Origin of the sequence: Streptomyces sp. NPDC017202, from assembly GCF_044331705.1 — a bacterium.
Classification (GTDB): domain Bacteria; phylum Actinomycetota; class Actinomycetes; order Streptomycetales; family Streptomycetaceae; genus Streptomyces.
This window is the reverse complement of sequence record NZ_JBIRNP010000003.1, coordinates 136,883-151,759: the sequence shown is the minus strand read 5'-3', so window position 1 is coordinate 151,759 and position 14,877 is coordinate 136,883. Positions and strand designations below refer to the sequence as shown.

Annotated in this window: 13 protein-coding genes; 1 reads left to right on the top strand and 12 read right to left on the bottom strand. The window is 73.9% G+C overall.

The window, feature by feature from the left end:
• Positions 1-205: 205 nt before the first annotated feature.
• Both ACH4N1_RS08280 and ACH4N1_RS08275 read right to left on the bottom strand, forming a co-directional pair.
• The gene (locus ACH4N1_RS08280) at positions 206-748 is read right to left on the bottom strand and encodes a toxin-antitoxin system, toxin component (protein WP_398095958.1); all 543 of its coding nucleotides are present in this window, start codon (positions 746-748) and stop codon (positions 206-208) included.
• Between the two features lie 41 nt (positions 749-789).
• On the bottom strand, positions 790-1,440 hold the full coding sequence (locus ACH4N1_RS08275) for a helix-turn-helix domain-containing protein (protein ID WP_398095476.1): 651 nt from the start codon (positions 1,438-1,440) through the stop codon (positions 790-792).
• Between the two features lie 228 nt (positions 1,441-1,668).
• Here ACH4N1_RS08275 and ACH4N1_RS08270 point away from each other — a divergent pair, with 228 nt between their 5' ends.
• A complete protein-coding gene (locus ACH4N1_RS08270; RefSeq protein ID WP_398095474.1) occupies positions 1,669-2,334 on the top strand; it encodes a hypothetical protein in 666 nt (221 codons plus the stop codon).
• A 318-nt stretch (positions 2,335-2,652) separates the two neighbouring features.
• On the opposite strand, the gene ACH4N1_RS08265 is transcribed toward ACH4N1_RS08270, so the two are convergent.
• The 10 genes from ACH4N1_RS08265 to ACH4N1_RS08220 all read right to left on the bottom strand — a co-directional run bounded on the left by ACH4N1_RS08265 (position 2,653) and on the right by ACH4N1_RS08220 (position 14,860).
• Positions 2,653-4,164, bottom strand: coding sequence for an MFS transporter (locus ACH4N1_RS08265; RefSeq protein ID WP_398095473.1), 1,512 nt, complete (start codon positions 4,162-4,164; stop codon positions 2,653-2,655).
• A gap of 245 nt (positions 4,165-4,409) precedes the next feature.
• Positions 4,410-5,216, bottom strand: a complete 807-nt coding sequence (locus ACH4N1_RS08260) for an endo alpha-1,4 polygalactosaminidase (protein ID WP_398095471.1) — start codon at positions 5,214-5,216, stop codon at positions 4,410-4,412.
• Complete coding sequence (locus ACH4N1_RS08255) at positions 5,213-5,875, bottom strand: spherulation-specific family 4 protein (protein WP_398095469.1); 663 nt, start codon at positions 5,873-5,875, stop codon at positions 5,213-5,215. Before ACH4N1_RS08255 ends, ACH4N1_RS08260 begins: the two co-directional genes overlap by 4 nt.
• Positions 5,872-6,765, bottom strand: coding sequence for an NAD-dependent epimerase/dehydratase family protein (locus ACH4N1_RS08250; RefSeq protein WP_398095468.1), 894 nt, complete (start codon positions 6,763-6,765; stop codon positions 5,872-5,874). The genes ACH4N1_RS08255 and ACH4N1_RS08250 overlap by 4 nt, the downstream gene beginning before the upstream one ends.
• Before the next feature lie 7 nt (positions 6,766-6,772).
• Complete coding sequence (locus ACH4N1_RS08245; RefSeq protein ID WP_398095466.1) at positions 6,773-7,486, bottom strand: NDP-sugar synthase; 714 nt, start codon at positions 7,484-7,486, stop codon at positions 6,773-6,775.
• A 42-nt stretch (positions 7,487-7,528) separates the two neighbouring features.
• Entirely contained in the window at positions 7,529-8,530 is a 1,002-nt protein-coding gene (locus ACH4N1_RS08240) for a GDP-mannose 4,6-dehydratase (RefSeq protein ID WP_398095464.1), read from the bottom strand.
• 113 nt (positions 8,531-8,643) lie between these two features.
• Positions 8,644-10,059 carry a hypothetical protein gene (locus ACH4N1_RS08235; RefSeq protein WP_398095462.1) on the bottom strand — a complete coding sequence of 472 codons (1,416 nt, stop codon included), beginning with the start codon at positions 10,057-10,059 and terminating at the stop codon, positions 8,644-8,646.
• Positions 10,056-11,567 (bottom strand): GT4 family glycosyltransferase PelF, encoded by a 1,512-nt coding sequence (gene pelF, locus ACH4N1_RS08230; protein ID WP_398095461.1) that lies wholly within the window; start codon positions 11,565-11,567, stop codon positions 10,056-10,058. The genes ACH4N1_RS08235 and pelF overlap by 4 nt, the downstream gene beginning before the upstream one ends.
• Before the next feature lie 133 nt (positions 11,568-11,700).
• A complete protein-coding gene (locus tag ACH4N1_RS08225; RefSeq protein ID WP_398095459.1) occupies positions 11,701-13,842 on the bottom strand; it encodes a hypothetical protein in 2,142 nt (713 codons plus the stop codon).
• Between the two features lie 493 nt (positions 13,843-14,335).
• A complete protein-coding gene (locus ACH4N1_RS08220) occupies positions 14,336-14,860 on the bottom strand; it encodes a hypothetical protein (protein ID WP_398095457.1) in 525 nt (174 codons plus the stop codon).
• Positions 14,861-14,877: the final 17 nt, after the last annotated feature.

The window sequence follows — 14,877 nt, the reverse complement described above, 5'->3', positions numbered from 1 at the left end:
CACGGCACCGGACCGGCCGACCCGTTCCGGCCGACCCGCCCCGGTCGGAACGTCACGCCGGAACATGCGGCCCCGACCTCGGCCGCCAGGTCCGCCCCGCGGCCCGAGGCGGCCCGTCCCGGCCGCCGGCCCCGACCTCGGCCCGTCCCGGCCGTCGGCCCCGACCCCGGCCCGTCCCGGCCGTCGGCCCCGACCCCGGCCCGTCTCAGCCGCCGGCCCGGTCCTGCGGCCCGAGGTACCCGAGCGCCGCCTCGATCCGGCCCGCCAGGTGATCGCGCCGCCCGCGGCCGCGCGGCGACGAACCGGGCAGCCAGGTACGGCACTTGCTGGCGAGGAGCAGGCCGAAGCTCTCGGCGTCCCGCTCCTCGGCCTGGTCGAACCGGGTGCGCGCGGCGACGCTGCGGACCGTCGCCTGGAGGTCCGCCCCGTCGTGGAGCAGCCGGGCCGCGACCGCGGCGCCCTCCACGTGGTGACCGCAGTGGCCCGCCTTCATGTGCCACAGCTCATGACCCAGGATCACCAACTGGTGATCGGGGGCGGTGCGTTCCTCGATCACGACGAGGTCCTGGTCGGCCATGTCGAGCCACAGGCCGCTGGCGGTGCCGGGCGGGAACGCGGCCGTGCGGAAGACGACCGGGCGGCCGCGGCGGCGGCTCATGCCCTCGCACAGGGCCGCGTACAGGTCGGCGGGGGCGGCGGGCGCGGGGAGGGTCAGTTCCGCGACCAGTTCGCCGCACAGCCGGCGCATGTCCTTGGCGATGCCCACAGTTCTCCCAGTTCTCCCCCGGATCACGACTCCGGCCGCTTCACGCTCTCCAGGAGCATGTCCAGCCACTCGGCGACCTTGTCCCGGTGCTGATCGGTGGGCAGTTGGGCGGCCCGCCACGCGATCCCGCGCACTCCGTGGTCCTGGAGCAGCCGCTCCAGCGGGTCCTCGGCGGCCGCGGCCGCCTCCCGGGCGGCGAGCTTCTGGAGCAACTCCTGCTCGATGTGCTGGAGGGCGCCCGCCAGGGCCTCGGGGTCCTCGGCCGTGAGGAAGCCGGCGTGCACGCGGAAGAAGCGCTGGAGGGCGTCGCAGTGCTCCATGGTGGGGCGGCGGTCGCCGTTGATGAGGGCGCCCGCCTGCTGCCGCGACATACCGGCGCCGTCGGCGATCTCCTGCTGGGTGTACCTGCGGCCGTTGGGCTTGAGCCGGGTGCGGCGCAACAGGTCCAGCCGCTGCAGGAACCTGGCCTGCACGTCCGGTTCCCCCGCCGGGCGGCCGCTCAGCAGGGCCTTGACCACGGACTCGGGCACGCCGGAGGCGACGGACAGCCGTCCGGTGCCGAAGACCTCCGCGTGCGGCACGCCGAGCCGGTCGGCGAGAGCGGTGACACGGGCGACGACGGCCGACAACAGCACCGTCGCCGTGGCGCCCGGAACCTCGAAGCCATCCGTCACCGACAGGTCTCCTACGTCTCTCACGAGCCTCTCACGGGCACACGCGATCGCCGTGAACTGCCCGGAGAGTAACCGGTCTTTCGAACTCACATCCAGGTCTCGCCACAACTGTGGCCAATTTCAGCCGTCAACGAGCGCCGAATGCCACGATAGTTGACACGCCGCGCGCCGGGCAGCAGGATCGGCACGCCGCGTGAAGGCCGCAGAGGCAAGAGGGGTGACCTCCCGATGGCGTATCAGGCAGGTGGGCAGCGGTCGGTACCGCGGCCCGTCCCCGCGAGTCCCGAGGCCCAGTCCTACCTACGGGACTACGCCGCGTACCTGGAGGCCGTGCCCTTTCCTTCCGTCGTTCTCGACCACCGCTGGGACGTCGTTCTCGCCAACGTCGCTTTCGCGTCACTTTTCCGCGACGTGAGCCCGCATCCGACCGCGCTGCCGGACGACAACTTCCTGCGGTTCGTCCTCTTCCACCCGGACGCGGCGTCGGTCCTCGGCGACCACGAGGCCGGCTGGTGCCTGCCCGTGCTCGCCCGGTTCGCCGCGACCCTCGAGGGGCACGGCCACGATCCCGTCCTGCAGGCGATCCGCCGCGAGATCGCCCAGGACCCCCTGATGGAGGCCGCCTACCGGCAGGGACTGCCGCACTGGGTGCGCGCCATGGGCGAGGACGCCGTCGAGCACGACGGGGCGGTCCGCACCCTGCTCCACCCCGACCCGCGCCGGCCCGCCACCGAGTGCCGTATCGTCGGTGAGACTCCGCGCACGCTGCGTGAGATGGGGTACACGCGGCTGACGATGGTGCTGCGCGAGACACCCGCTCCGGCGCCCCGCGGGGGACGGCGTCCGCGCCGCACCGCGGGACACCTCAGCGTGGTCCCCGCCCCCGAGGCCTGACCGGGCACCGTCGGCGTTCAGGTCGCCGACGGCGCCCGGGTCAGCGGGACACGCACCGCACGTTCCTGCCCGAGGGCGGTCGGGTGCGCCCGCACGGCTTCGGCGTCCCGGCCGAGGCCCGGCTGTGCGACGTGCAGACGTGTACCGGACGCGGGAGTGCCGAGGCCCGGCTGTGCGACGTGTACCGGACGCGGGAGTCCGCCCGGCGTCGCGGCGGAAGCGGTGCGGCATGCCGACGGGCCCGGTGCTCGAAAGCACCGGGCCCGTCGTCCGCGCCCTCCCCGTCCCCACGGGCCGGCGCGGGTCACCACATGCCGCTCACATGTGGACGGTGGGGGCGGCGTCCGCGTCGACCGCCGGGACGCCGCGCCGGTAGAGCAGCGCCGTGACCAGCGCGCCGACGGCGAAGAAGCCGGCCGACCACCAGTAGGCGGCGGAGTAGGACTCCAGCGCGGCCCGGGCCTGGGTCAGCTTGTCGGAGGGGTCCTTGCCGGCCAGGTACGACGTGGCGGCGCTGGCGGCGAGGGTGTTGAGCAGGGCCGTGCCGATGGAGCCGCCGATCTGCTGCATCGTGTTGACGGAGGCCGAGGCGACTCCGGCGTCCTCGGTGGCCACACCGCTGGTGGCGACGCTCATGGCGGGGGCCATGATCAGGCCGATGCCGAGGCCGGTGACCAGCAGCGGGGGCAGGACGTCCGCCGCGTAGGTGCTGTCCAGGCCGAGGGCGGTCAGCCAGACCATGCCGGCGGCTCCGAGCACCATGCCGAGCGGGACCACGGTCTTCGGTCCGACGCGCGGCAGCAGGACGCTGGTGGACAGGGTGGCGCTCACCATGAGGGCACCGACCATCGGGAGGAAGGCCAGGCCCGTCCGGACGGCGGAGAAGCCGAGGCTGAGCTGGAGGTAGTAGGTCAGGAAGAGGAACACGCCGAACATTCCGGCGCTGGAGATCAGCATGGCGGTGAAGGACGCGCCGCGGTCGCGGTCCAGGAGCACCCGCAGCGGCAGCAGCGGGTGCGACGCCTTGGTCTGCCACCAGGTGAAGAGCGCCAGCAGCGCGGTGCCGGCGGCGAGGAAGCCCCAGGACAGCGGCGAGCTCCAGTCGTGGGACTCGGCGTTGGAGAAGCCGTAGACGATGCCGAACAGGCCGGTGGTGACGAGGACCGTGCCGGGGATGTCGAGCTTGGCGCCGGGGTCACGAGCCGTGCGCCGGAGCAGCAGCGAGCCGCCGACGATGGCGAAGGCCGCGATGAAGAGGTTGACGTAGAGGGTCCAGCGCCAGTCCAGGTACTCGGTGAGGACACCGCCGAGCAGCAGGCCGACGGCCGCGCCGGAGCCGGCGATCGCGCCGAAGATGCCGAAGGCCTTGGCGCGCTCCTTCGGGTCGGTGAAGGTGGTGGTCAGCAAGGAGAGCGCGGCCGGGGCGAGCAGTGCGCCGAACAGGCCCTGGAGGGCGCGGCCCGCGACGAGCATCTCGAAGCCGGTGGCCGCGCCGGCCACGGCGGAGGCGGCCGCGAAGCCGCTCACGCCGACGAGGAAGGCGGGCTTGCGGCCGAAGAGGTCGGCGATCCGGCCGCCGAGCAGCAGCAGGCTGCCGAAGGCCAGGGAGTAGGCGGTGACGATCCAGGTCCGGTTGCCGTCGGAGAAGCCGAGGTCGGCCTGGGCGGACGGCAGGGCGATGTTCACGATGGTCGCGTCCAGGACGACCATCAGCTGGGCGAGCCCGATGACGGCGAGGACCCACCACCGGTGGCGGGGCCCGGCGGCCTCGGCCGGTGAGCCGCTCCTGCCGGGCGACACCGTGTCCGGTGCTGCGGCTGTGTGAGCCATGGGGACGTACTCCAGTCGTGGTCGGTGACGAAGTCGGGGGTGACGCCGGTGGTGGCGTGGGTGACGAACAGGTAAAACGAAACCGTTTCGTACACCTAGCCTAGGTGCCCGACGAGCGAAACGCAAACGTTTCGCTCCGGTCCACCCGTGAGGCACCCGCCCTACGGCCCCGCGTCCCCGACGGCGCCCGCCCCGCGTCCCCGACGGCGCCCGCCCCGCGTCCCCGACGGCGCCCCGCGCCCCGCTCAGCAGGGCCTGCGCCACACCCCCAGCTCGGGCTTCTTCAGCATCGAGGACAGGCGCAGTCTGCGGGACTCGGGGCAGAACTCCCCGGCCGGCTCCGTGTACTCCACGTGGAAGACCGCCTTGCCCGCCGTGACGAACGGGGTGAGGCGGCCGCACTCGTCGTACTGGGCGCACTCCTCGTTCACCGCGAAGTCGAAGTCGGCGACCAGCTCGGGGATCTGGGGGAGGTCGTTCTTCAGCCCCACCGACAGGCCGCGCTCATGGGCGAGCCCGGCGATCATGCGGTTGTAGCGGAGCTGGTCGCGCGCGGTGAGCGGGAAGCCGGTCTCGTTGCCGTACCCCTCCATCAGGTCGGGTTCCACCGCGTCGAACCCCTTGTCGCGGCACATGTCGAAACGCTTCGCCATCAACGGGCGCAGGACGGAGATCCGCCGGATGTCCAGCCACCGTTCGCCCGCCCAGCCGTTGGGCTCACCGAGCACCGCGCGCGGGAAGGCGTCCTTGTCGGGCCGGAAGCTCTCCCAGGCGCCGACGTTGACGTAACAGATGACCTTGCGGCCGTCCCGGTGCAGCCGGGCCACGTCGGCCGCGGAGTTCTCGAAGCCGTCGATGTCGTACACGGGCACGTCGGCCGACGGGTCGACCCTGCCGTCGAGCTGCCACTGCCAGGCCAGGCCGGGGCGCGGCTGCCACCGGGGCTTCGCCGTCGGGTCCGGCCCGCCGGTCCGGCCGTCACCGGAACAGCCGCTCAGTGCCGTCACCAGCACGGCGGCCAGCACCGCCGCACCCGCCACCGCCCGCCTCACGGCCGGACCCCGCTCAGCGCCGGACTCAACTCGGACCACGGATTGGGGAGTTCACCGGTGACGGGGCCGCAGACCGCCGCGCCGCGCTCGTGCGCGGTGCGCACGGCGAGCGGCACCAGCGCCTCCGGCACCCCGTAGACCAGGTGGCACAGCCGCTCGGGCGCCTGTCTGGCGGTCCACTCCGGTCTGCTGAAGGCCGAGACGTACGTCGACCAGTGACCCTCGAAGGTGACGGTCAGGTCGGCCAGCCGGGCGTACCCGACCGCCGGGTGGACCCCGGGGTTCAGCACGACCGTCCCCGCCCCCTGCCGCCGCAGCGCCCGCACCAGCCGGCGGCAGGCGGACAGACCGTCCGCGGTCGCCGTCACCCGGTCCAGGAAACAGCCGTCGGCCGCGTACCACTCACGGTGGCGGCGCACCTCGTCGGCGATCTCCGCCTCGTCCCGGATCCCGTAGTCGGTGTCCACGTACCCCAGCAGCCGCGCCCCCGCCGCGCGCAGCGCCGAGGCCGCCGCCGCGAACGCCGGATCGGGTCCCTCGCCCGGCCCGTTCGCCGGGTTGAGGACGACGCCGTAGGTACGGGCGGCGGACCTGATCAGCCGGTGCCAGGCGCCCGGGTCCTCGGCCGGGTGGACGTACAGCGGAATCAGCAGGTTCACGGCGTACCGTCCCCTTCCCACAGTGCGGCGAGGGCGTCGTCGAGGGTGTGGACCGGGCGCCAGCCCAGGGCCCGCGCGGCGGCGCCGATGTCCGAGCACTGCCAGGACACCGGTGCGGAACGGGCCGAGCCCGCCGCGTTCTCCTCCACCCGGCCCGCGAAACCCGCCTGCCGCACCATCCGCCGCACCAGCTCGCGCACCGGGACCGCCCGCCCGCCGCCGATGTTGAGGACGGGCGGCAGCGGACCGGGCGCCGTGACCGCCAGCGCCACGGCCCGCGCCACGTCGCGTACGTCCACGAAGTCGCGGTACGCCGACAGGTCGCCGAGGCGCAGCACCGCCTCCGGGTCCGGGCCCGCCGCCCGCAGCAGTCCGGCGATCCGGCCCGGCAGCCCCGAGGCGGGCGCCCCCGGCCCCACCGGGTTGCCCACCCGCAGCACCACCGCGTCCAGCCCGGACGCGGTCACCGCGACCGTCCCCGCGAGCTTGGTGGCGCCGTACGGGCCGGCCGGGCTGGTGGCCGCCGACTCCGTCACCCGGGTGTCCACGGCGCCGGGCCCGTACTCGGCGGCCGAGCCGAGGTGGACCAGGCGGGCCGCCGGGGCCGCCGCGCGCAGTGCCGCGCACAGGACGGCGGGGCCGCGGGCGTTGACCTCCGCGAGGGTCACGGCGTCGCCGCCGGTCGCGCCCGCGCAGTTGACGACGGTGTCGGGCGCGGCCGAGGCCAGGGTCTTCGCCAGCTGCTCCGGGCGGACGGCGGCGAGGTCGACGGGGAACTCGGCGGCGGGCGAACGTCCGCCGCCGAGGACCCGCGTGCCCGGCAGGGCCCGCAGCCGCTCGGCGACGTGGGCGCCCAGGTAGCCGGTGTGGCCGAGGACGAGAATGCGCATGTGGTGCTCAGGCTCCCTTGAGCAGCAGCGACCGGCGGCTGGTGAACTCGGCGTTGGCCCGGTCGTAGTCGTCCGGACGGCCGATGTCGAGCCAGTACCCGTCGAAGTCGTAGGCGTGCGGCGCGTCGCCGGACTTCAGCAGGTCGAGGACCAACTCGTCGAATCCCAGAGGCAGTCCGGCCGTGTACCCGTCCAGTGTCGAACGCGTCAGGCCGTAGACGCCCATCGACACCCGGTAGTCCATGCTCGGCTTCTCGGTGAACGCCACGACCTTGCTGTCGGTGGTGGTCAGCACCCCGAAGTCGATGTGCACCCTGCGGGCGTACGTCGCTATGGTCAGCGGCGCGCCCGACTCGCGGTGCCGGAGCAGGACGTCGGCGTAGTCGAGGTCGGTCAGGACGTCGCCGTTCATCACCAGGAACGTCTCCGGAAGCCGGTCACGCAGTTTCAGCAGCGGGCCCATGGTGCCCAGCGGGCTCTCCTCGGTGGCGTAGTCGACGGCCAGGCCCCACTGGGTGCCGTCGCCGACGTAGGCGCGGATGATCTCGCCGAGGTGACCGATGGCGATGGTGCAGCTGGTGAAGCCGGCCGTGGCGAGCTGGCGCAGCACGATCTCCAGGATGGCGTGCTGGTCACCGATGGGGACGAGCGGCTTGGGCAGCGCGGTGGTGTACGGCCGCAGCCGGACGCCCTTGCCTCCGGCCAGGATCACTGCGTGCATGGGGCTCCTCCTTCATGCCTGTGCGGGGACGTGCCGGACGGGTCAGATGTTGTAGATGCCGGTCTTGTAGCGCGCCAGGTTGCCCGGGTCGCGGAAGAACTCCACGGTGTGCGCGAGGCCTTCCTCCAGGGTGTGGGCGGGCTGCCAGCCGGTGGCGGCGGCGAGCCGGCTCGCGTCGGCGACCAGCCGCAGCACCTCGGAGCCGGCCGGCCGGATGCGGGCGGCGTCCTCGCGCACGTCGAGCGCGGTGTCCATCACCTTGCCGATCAGCGCGACCAGGTCCCCGACCGAGATCTCCCCGCCGGTGCCGGCGTTGAAGGTGCGGCCCACCACCCGTTCGGCGGGGGCCGAGCCCACCGCGAGGAACGCCTGCGCGGTGTCCTCGACGAACGTGAAGTCCCGCGTGGGACGCAGGTCGCCGAGGGTGATCGTCCGCTCCCCGGCGGCCACCTGCCCGATGACGGTGGGGATGACCGCGCGCATCGACTGGCGGGGCCCGAAGGTGTTGAACGGCCGCAGCGTGACCACGGGGGTGCCGAAGCTCGCGTGGTAGCTGTCGGCCAGCCGGTCCCCGCCCGCCTTCGAAGCGGCGTACGGCGACTGGGTGTTGATGGGATGGTCCTCGGTGATCGGCACGGTCTGCGCGGTGCCGTACGTCTCGCTGGTGGAGGTGTGCACGAGCCGGGGCGTGCCCAGCGCGCGGACCGCCTCCAGCACGTTGAGGGTGCCGGTGACGTTGGTGTCCACGTAACTGTGCGGCGCCCGGTAGGAGTACGGGATCGCGATCAGCGCGGCCAGGTGGTAGGCCACGTCGGCGCCGTCGAGGAGCCCGCGGACCGAGCCGGGGTCCCGGACGTCGCCGAGGACGATCTCCACCTGGTCCAGGACGTCCGGGGGCAGTGTCTCCAGCCAGCCGTAGGAGGAGAAGGAGTTGTACTGGGCCATGGCTCTCACCCGGTGGCCGGAGGCGACCAGCGCCTCGGTGAGGTGCGAGCCGATGAAACCCTCGGCTCCGGTGACGGCGGCGAGCGGTGCGGAGGTCACCTTGGTTGATCCTTCCGGTCGTTGACGGTCATGGGTGGTGTTGCCGGTGGTCGACGGTGTTGCCGGTGGTCGTCGGTGGTCGTCGGGGCGTGGGCGGCGGAGCGGGCGTGCCGTCAGGCGTGCGGGGCCGGACGGCCGAGCAGCCACAGCGCGCACCCGGCCAGACAGAGCGCGGCGGCGCCGCAGCACAGGGGCAGGGCGGCCGGACCGGGTGGCAGCCGGAACAGGGCGGCCGCCGAGGCGCCGGCCGCGGCCGTGAGACAGATCGCGGCGGACGGCCAGGCCACCCCGAAGGCCTGGAGCAGCAGCCCGGTCCACAGGGCGGCGGCGAGCGGCAGCAGGACGGCCGGATCGGCGCCGGTGAGCAGGGCCGCGGGCAGCAGCGGCAGGACGTACGCGAGCAGGCAGAGGGCGAGGACGCCGGCCGAGCGCAGCAGGAAACCGGCGGGCGTCGCGGCGGCGCGCAGCGCGGCGACGGACAGCCCGCGGTAGCGGTACAGCAGCCACTCCGCCGGTCCCATGCTGACGGTCAGCGCGATCACGGCGTACGGCTCCTCGTGGCCCTCCAGCAGTACCAGCACCCCCGCGGCCAGCCCGAACAGCCCGTACGGCAGCGACCGCAGCAGCCCCGGCCGGGCCGCGGCCGGCGCCGGCGGGACGGCGAGGACGGTGCGCAGCGCGTGGCCGGTGGCGGCGAGCACGGCGAGCAGCGCCAGCAGCGGCAGCCCGGCCCGCAGCGACGGCGCGAGGTCCCACCACGGCAGCACGGCGGCACCGGCGACCAGCGGACCGAGCGCGGCCAGCAGCAGCCGCTCCCGGCCCAGCACCAGCAGCACGCCGGCCGCCGCCAGGTACACCGACTGCGCGGCCGCCACCAGCGTCACCGGCCCGCCCCCGGCGGGCAGCGCGGCGGCGGCCGTGGCGACCGTCGCCCCGAGGGGCGCGCCGACGAGGAGGGTACGGCCGGCCTCCCGCCGCCCGGCCGCCATCCGCAGGTGGGCCCGGTGCCCCAGCGCCTGTCCCCAGGCCCAGGAGAGCAGTCCGGCCACCACCAGCACGGCGGTGTGCCGGCCGGCGTCCCAGAGGGGCGCGGTCATCGGATAGGCCAGGCCCGGCAGGGCGAACAGGGCACCCCGCAGCAGACAGCGCACGGTGTCCGGGCGCCAGGGGTCGGGCGCGGGCGCGGGTTCGGGGAAGGTCCGCGGCACCCTCTCGTACAGCGCGGCGGCGAGCGAGAACAGGTTCGGGTGACCGTACCGCTCCTTGATCACGGAGGCGGACAGGCCCTCCGCCTCCAGCAGCGCGGCCACCTCGTAGGGGTGGACGGCGGGGCCGACGCGGTCGGCGAGTTCGGCGGCGAGGGCGCTGACCGCCTCCTCGTCGGGGCCCCGCCGGGGCAGCCGGACGGCGAGGGTGTCCTCGTCCAGGGCCCAGCGCGGGCGGCGGCGCGGCGGCCGGGGCGTCGCCAGCCGCAGCGCCAGCGTGTCCTGTTCGGGGCCGCCGGGTTCGAGGAACATCGGCCCGCTCATCCGGCGAGGCTCCCCGTGCCGGTGACCGCCGGAGCGGGCAGGACGATCCGGTCGGGCGACTCCTTCTTGAGAGTGGGCAGTTCCTGATAGATGGCGCGGAACGTGTCGATGGTCTGCCGCAGGGTGAACTGCTCGATCACCCGCAGCCGCGCCGCCTCGCCCATCGCCCGGCGCCGCGCCGGGTCGCCCAGCAGCTCCAGCGCGGCGGCGGCCATCGCGGCCGGATCGCGCGGCGGCACCACCAGACCGGTCTCGCCGACCGCCTCCCGGACCCCGCCCACATCGGTGGAGACGGTGGCCCGCCCGCACGACATGGCCTCGATCAGGGTGAACGGGAAACCCTCGCTGATGCTCGACAGCATCACGACGTTGCCGGCCGCGTAGGCGTCCTTGATGTCGTCGACGCGGCCCTCGAAGGTGACGGCGTCCGCGTGCCCCAGCTCGGCGGCCAGCGCCTCGCACCGCTCCCGGTACGCCTCCCCGCCCCGCGGCGTCCCGCCGAACAACCGCAGCCGTACGTCGGGCAGCCGGGCCCGCACCAGGGAGAAGGCCCGGATCAGGGTCTCCAGGTCCTTGATCGGGTCGACCCGGCCCGCCCAGCTGAGGGTGAGCGCCCGCGGCTCGGGTCCGGCCGGCGGGAACGCGGCGGGGTCCACCCCGTTGTAGACGGTGCGGATCGACTCCGGGGCGGCGCCGCCCTGCTCCTCCCACAGCCGGTTGTACCGGTTTCCCGGGGTGATCAGCGCGGCCCGGCGGTAGGTCTCCTCCGCCAGCAGCCGGAAGAAGCCGAGGACGACCGCCTTCACCGGCCAGCGGTAGGGAGCGGTGCGGTAACCGAGGTAGCGCTCACGCAGGTAGACGCCGTGCTCGGTCAACAGCAGTGGCACACCGTGCCGTTCGAGCGCGGCCAGGCCGGGCAGGGCCGCGACGCCGCCGCTCACCGCGTGCGCGACCCCGCTCTCCGGCGGCGGTACGGCCAGCGGACGCAGGGCGTGCTCCAGCAGGGACGTCGCGGTCAGCGCGTCGTGGACGGTCGGCCGGGCCTCGCGGACGGCCAGACCGGGACGGTTCCACACCGAGGACAGCAGGGCGATCGCCCGGTCGTCCCGCAGGAACGCGCTCAGCCCGCCGTCCGTCGCCGCCCCCGCCATGGCGTACAGGGCGGGTGCGAACCCGTCCTGCGCGCACGGGTCGAGGAGCGCGGTGAGGAACCGCTCGTAGGCGGCGGCGAGCCGGTGGCGGGACCGGCCGCGCGGCGGGCGTCCCTCGGGCGGGGCGCCCCACATGGGGACGGACCGCACCCGTGTGACGTGCGCGGGCAGCTCCCACACCAGGGGTTCGCGTCCCGTGCCGGTGACGGCGAGGACGTCGAAGTCGAGGTCGGGCATGCCCTGGACGAGTTGGTCGCACCACACGCTCACGCCGCCGTGGCTGTGCGGGTAGGTGCCTTCGGTGAGCAGGGTGACGCGCGTCGCGCCGGGGCGTCGCGCGCCGTGGGGAACGTGCATCGAGGTGCTCCACGGCCGAGGTGTGGGGTGGTCGTACCCGGCGGCAGGTCCCTCTGGGGACCGTTTCGCCGGTCGCGGTCCCGGCCGCGGGTGGACGGCCGGGACCTTCGGTGGACGCGGTTCGGTGCGCCGTTCAGTCCCTGGCGGAGGACGCGACCGGCTCGGTGACGCCCGCCGGGACGCGGGTGTCCGGGGCCGGCTCGGTGACCGCGGCGGAGGGGGTACCGGTGACCGGGGCGGAGACGGCCGGAGCGGGGGCGGAGGCCGCCAGGGTGAGGGTGAGCGGGGTGCCGGCGGAGGGCGTCCAGCCGGACAGCAGGCCCGCGTACGGCGCGCCGAACGCGGCGTCGTCCAGGGTGGAGCCGGTGGGCAGGGTCGCGGGGACCTGGAGTCCGGCCGGCGCCTCGACGGTGACCGTGCCGCCGATGCGGTAGGCCGTCACCCGGCCGGCCTCCAGGGCGTTCCGCCAGGCGGCCCGGCGGCCCAGCTCGGTGCCGATCTCGCTCATCCGCGGGTTCACCACGGGGGTGTCGTCCGCGAACAGTGCCGCGTAGCCGTCCAGGACGCCGCTCAGCACCGGGTAGGCGATGCGGTCCTCGGCGAGGTTCGACTGGTGGATGAAGTGCGGCCTGGGGTCGTTGGACAGCACGTGTCCGAGGGCGATCCGCGTCTCCAGCGGCACGATGTGCCCGGTGTAGCCGGTGGCCGGGTCCAGCGGGGCGGCGAGGCAGGTGGTGGTCGCCGGGTTGTCCTCGCAGATGCCGCTGCCGCCCTGGGCGCGGCTCGTGTAGATCCAGTTGTACTCGTCGACCTGCTCGGCGGCGCGGCCCGCGTTGTAGAAGACGTTCATCGGGTAGCGGGGGACGGTGGTCGCCGGGCCGACCGAACGCTGTTCGGGCTCACGGGAGTTGTCCGAACCGAGCCAGGTGATGTCGTTGTCGTCGAGGGCGAGCGCCAGGTTGGGGTTGTCCACCGGCTGCTGCGGCAGCACCTTCATGCCCGAGTGCTCGCCGGTGACCAACTCCTCGTTCTCCAGGGGGAGTCCCGCCGCCTCGCCCCACACCCGGTTGGCCGCGATCTCGTCCGCGATCTCGTTGCGGCTCACCCACCGCGTGCTGCCGTCGGCGGCGGTGGCGCACTTCCACGGCACCACCGAGGTGTCCTGCACACAGCCGAGGAAGGCGTGCGTGTAGGTGTGGTTGATCCAGCGGAACGCGTCGCGTCCGGCGATCAGCCGGTCGGCGAGCGGGTCGGCCCCGCCGTGGTCCTCGCGGTGGTCGACGCTGCCCGCGCCGTTGTAGGCGAAGTCGAGGGTGAGGCCGTGCTCCTGCTGCCAGGAGACGGCGTGGTCGACGTCGGCGGGCGTCATCCGGATCGGGTCCGGGGCGGCGTTCGGGTCCGTGCAGTCGACGTCGCCCGGGGTGCAGTTCAGGGCGGTGTTCCAGCGGTCGTCGGCGGCGAACACGTCGTCCACGTGCACCGCGAAGTAGTTCCGGGAGGCGCCCAGGTGCACACCGCCGGTCATCCACTCCACGATGCCGCGGGCCAGCAGCCGGAACTGCTGCTGGTACCGGTTGTAGACGAACGTGACGACCAGCTCGCGCCGCCCGTCGTGCCGGTACTCGCCCACCAGGGAACCGCGCGTCGCCCGGCCGGGGACCGGCGCGTCGACGTACGAGGTGAAGTCGGCGCCCGCGACGGGGGTCGACAGGTAGGCGTAACTCTCGCCGACGGCAGGGTCGTTGTCCTCGAACGGCACGGAGCCGTCCAGGTAGCCGAAGGGGCCCGCCCGGCCGGCGGTGGTGACCGAGGCCCGCACGCCGTCGAGACTGCCGGAGTAGCCGCCGTACACCGGGTACTGCAGGCCGGCCTCCGGACGCGCGTAGGTGTAGGCGTCGACCTGGGGCACCGCGTACGTCCGCTCGTAGGCGGCGAGGGCCGCCATCTCGGTGGAACCGGCCGGGAACGGGTTGTCGTTCGGCAGCACCACGGCCTGGTACCTGGCGCGTGGCCGGCCGTCCACGGTGTCGGCCAGGAAACCGCCGTCGATCACGGGCCGGCCCGCCTGCGTCAGGTCGATCTCGGTGTACGGCGTGCCGGCCGCGTCGAGTTCGGCCGCGATGGCGCCGGTGGCCGGGCCGCCGTCGCTGACCACCAGCACCCGCAGGTCGACGCGGGGTGCGGTGGTGTCGGCGTGCGCCGTGCCGGCCGGCAGGCCGAACGCGGCGATGAGCGCACCGACCGTGAGCACGGTGGTGCGTATGGTCCGCTTCATGCGGTGAAGTCCCCTCCCCGGGCAGGGGTGAGCACGGCTCCCGTGGAGCGGACGCACCCCCTGGCGCGGCGCCGGCATCCCCCTCAGAAGCCGGTCGTCGACGCATCCGTCGCGTCACATGGTGATGTCTCTGTGTAGCTTTCGTGATGGTGTTGCGAAACATGACGGAAAAGTGCAGGTGACCAACGAGGTGCCGGAGGAACCGGAAGTGGCGCGGGTTCGTCCGCCGGTACGCCGTGGAACCGGGTGGCGCGAGGGAGACGCCTGCTGGTCCGGGGCCCGGAGGGCGTACCGGCGGACGGGTCCGGCCCGCCGGACCCGGGCCCGCGATCCCGGTCGTGATGTGGGCCCGCTCACAGGCCGGTTTCGGATCGTGGGCCGTTTTCAGGTCAACCTGACTGTTTCCGACGTGCTGTGACGGTCCGTCGGGCCGGATCCGCCGGAGTCGGCCCGCCGGGGTCGAGGTGTCCGGGCGGGCCGGGGGGCCGGTCCGTCAGGCGCACAGGACGCGGGTCTCCGGCGTGTACACCGGCCCGCCGCTGATGCTGGTGGTGTCGCTGAACTCGGCGTAGAAGTAGGAGTAGAAGCCGATGTTGCCGTTGCAGCCCGAGTCGGCGGCGATCTGGAGCGTCAGCGTGACGGTACGGCTCTGGCCGGGCGGGACGGTGGTGCCGTAGTTGGCGCCGAGGTCGGCCGGTCCGGTCCCGGAGCAGGGGGTGGTGCCGGCGGCCGTCGCCAGGGAGCAGCCGGTGAAGCCGTACTTCAGGTCGGGGCGCTGGGTGGTCAGCCAGGTCGGGTCGATCGTCTGGTACACGAACCAGATGTCGTAGGTCTTGTTGTTGGTGATCGTCATCGACAGGTTCACCGTGCCGCCGGGCGTGGTGGTCGCGCTGTCGGTGGCGAACGTCAGCGTGGCCGGAGCCGGGTCCGCGCTCGCGACGGGCGTCAGGCCGAACACGGCCAGGACGACGGCGAGAACGGTACCGAGGCCGAGGCGTCTCATCAGTGGTGATCGCATGAGCCGGGAGGCTAGGC

Bases quoted from the DNA above. Each gene is read 5' to 3' on its own strand.
- ACH4N1_RS08280 (WP_398095958.1), bottom strand. From the start codon at position 748: ATGCGCCGGCTGTGCGGCGAACTGGTCGCGGAACTGACCCTCCCCGCG.
- ACH4N1_RS08270 (WP_398095474.1), top strand. From the start codon at position 1,669: ATGGCGTATCAGGCAGGTGGGCAGCGGTCGGTACCGCGGCCCGTCCCC.
- ACH4N1_RS08265 (WP_398095473.1), bottom strand. From the start codon at position 4,164: ATGGCTCACACAGCCGCAGCACCGGACACGGTGTCGCCCGGCAGGAGC.
- ACH4N1_RS08250 (WP_398095468.1), bottom strand. From the start codon at position 6,765: ATGCGCATTCTCGTCCTCGGCCACACCGGCTACCTGGGCGCCCACGTC.
- ACH4N1_RS08245 (WP_398095466.1), bottom strand. From the start codon at position 7,486: ATGCACGCAGTGATCCTGGCCGGAGGCAAGGGCGTCCGGCTGCGGCCG.
- ACH4N1_RS08235 (WP_398095462.1), bottom strand. From the start codon at position 10,059: ATGAGCGGGCCGATGTTCCTCGAACCCGGCGGCCCCGAACAGGACACG.
- pelF (WP_398095461.1), bottom strand. From the start codon at position 11,567: ATGCACGTTCCCCACGGCGCGCGACGCCCCGGCGCGACGCGCGTCACC.
- ACH4N1_RS08225 (WP_398095459.1), bottom strand. From the start codon at position 13,842: ATGAAGCGGACCATACGCACCACCGTGCTCACGGTCGGTGCGCTCATC.
- ACH4N1_RS08220 (WP_398095457.1), bottom strand. From the start codon at position 14,860: ATGCGATCACCACTGATGAGACGCCTCGGCCTCGGTACCGTTCTCGCC.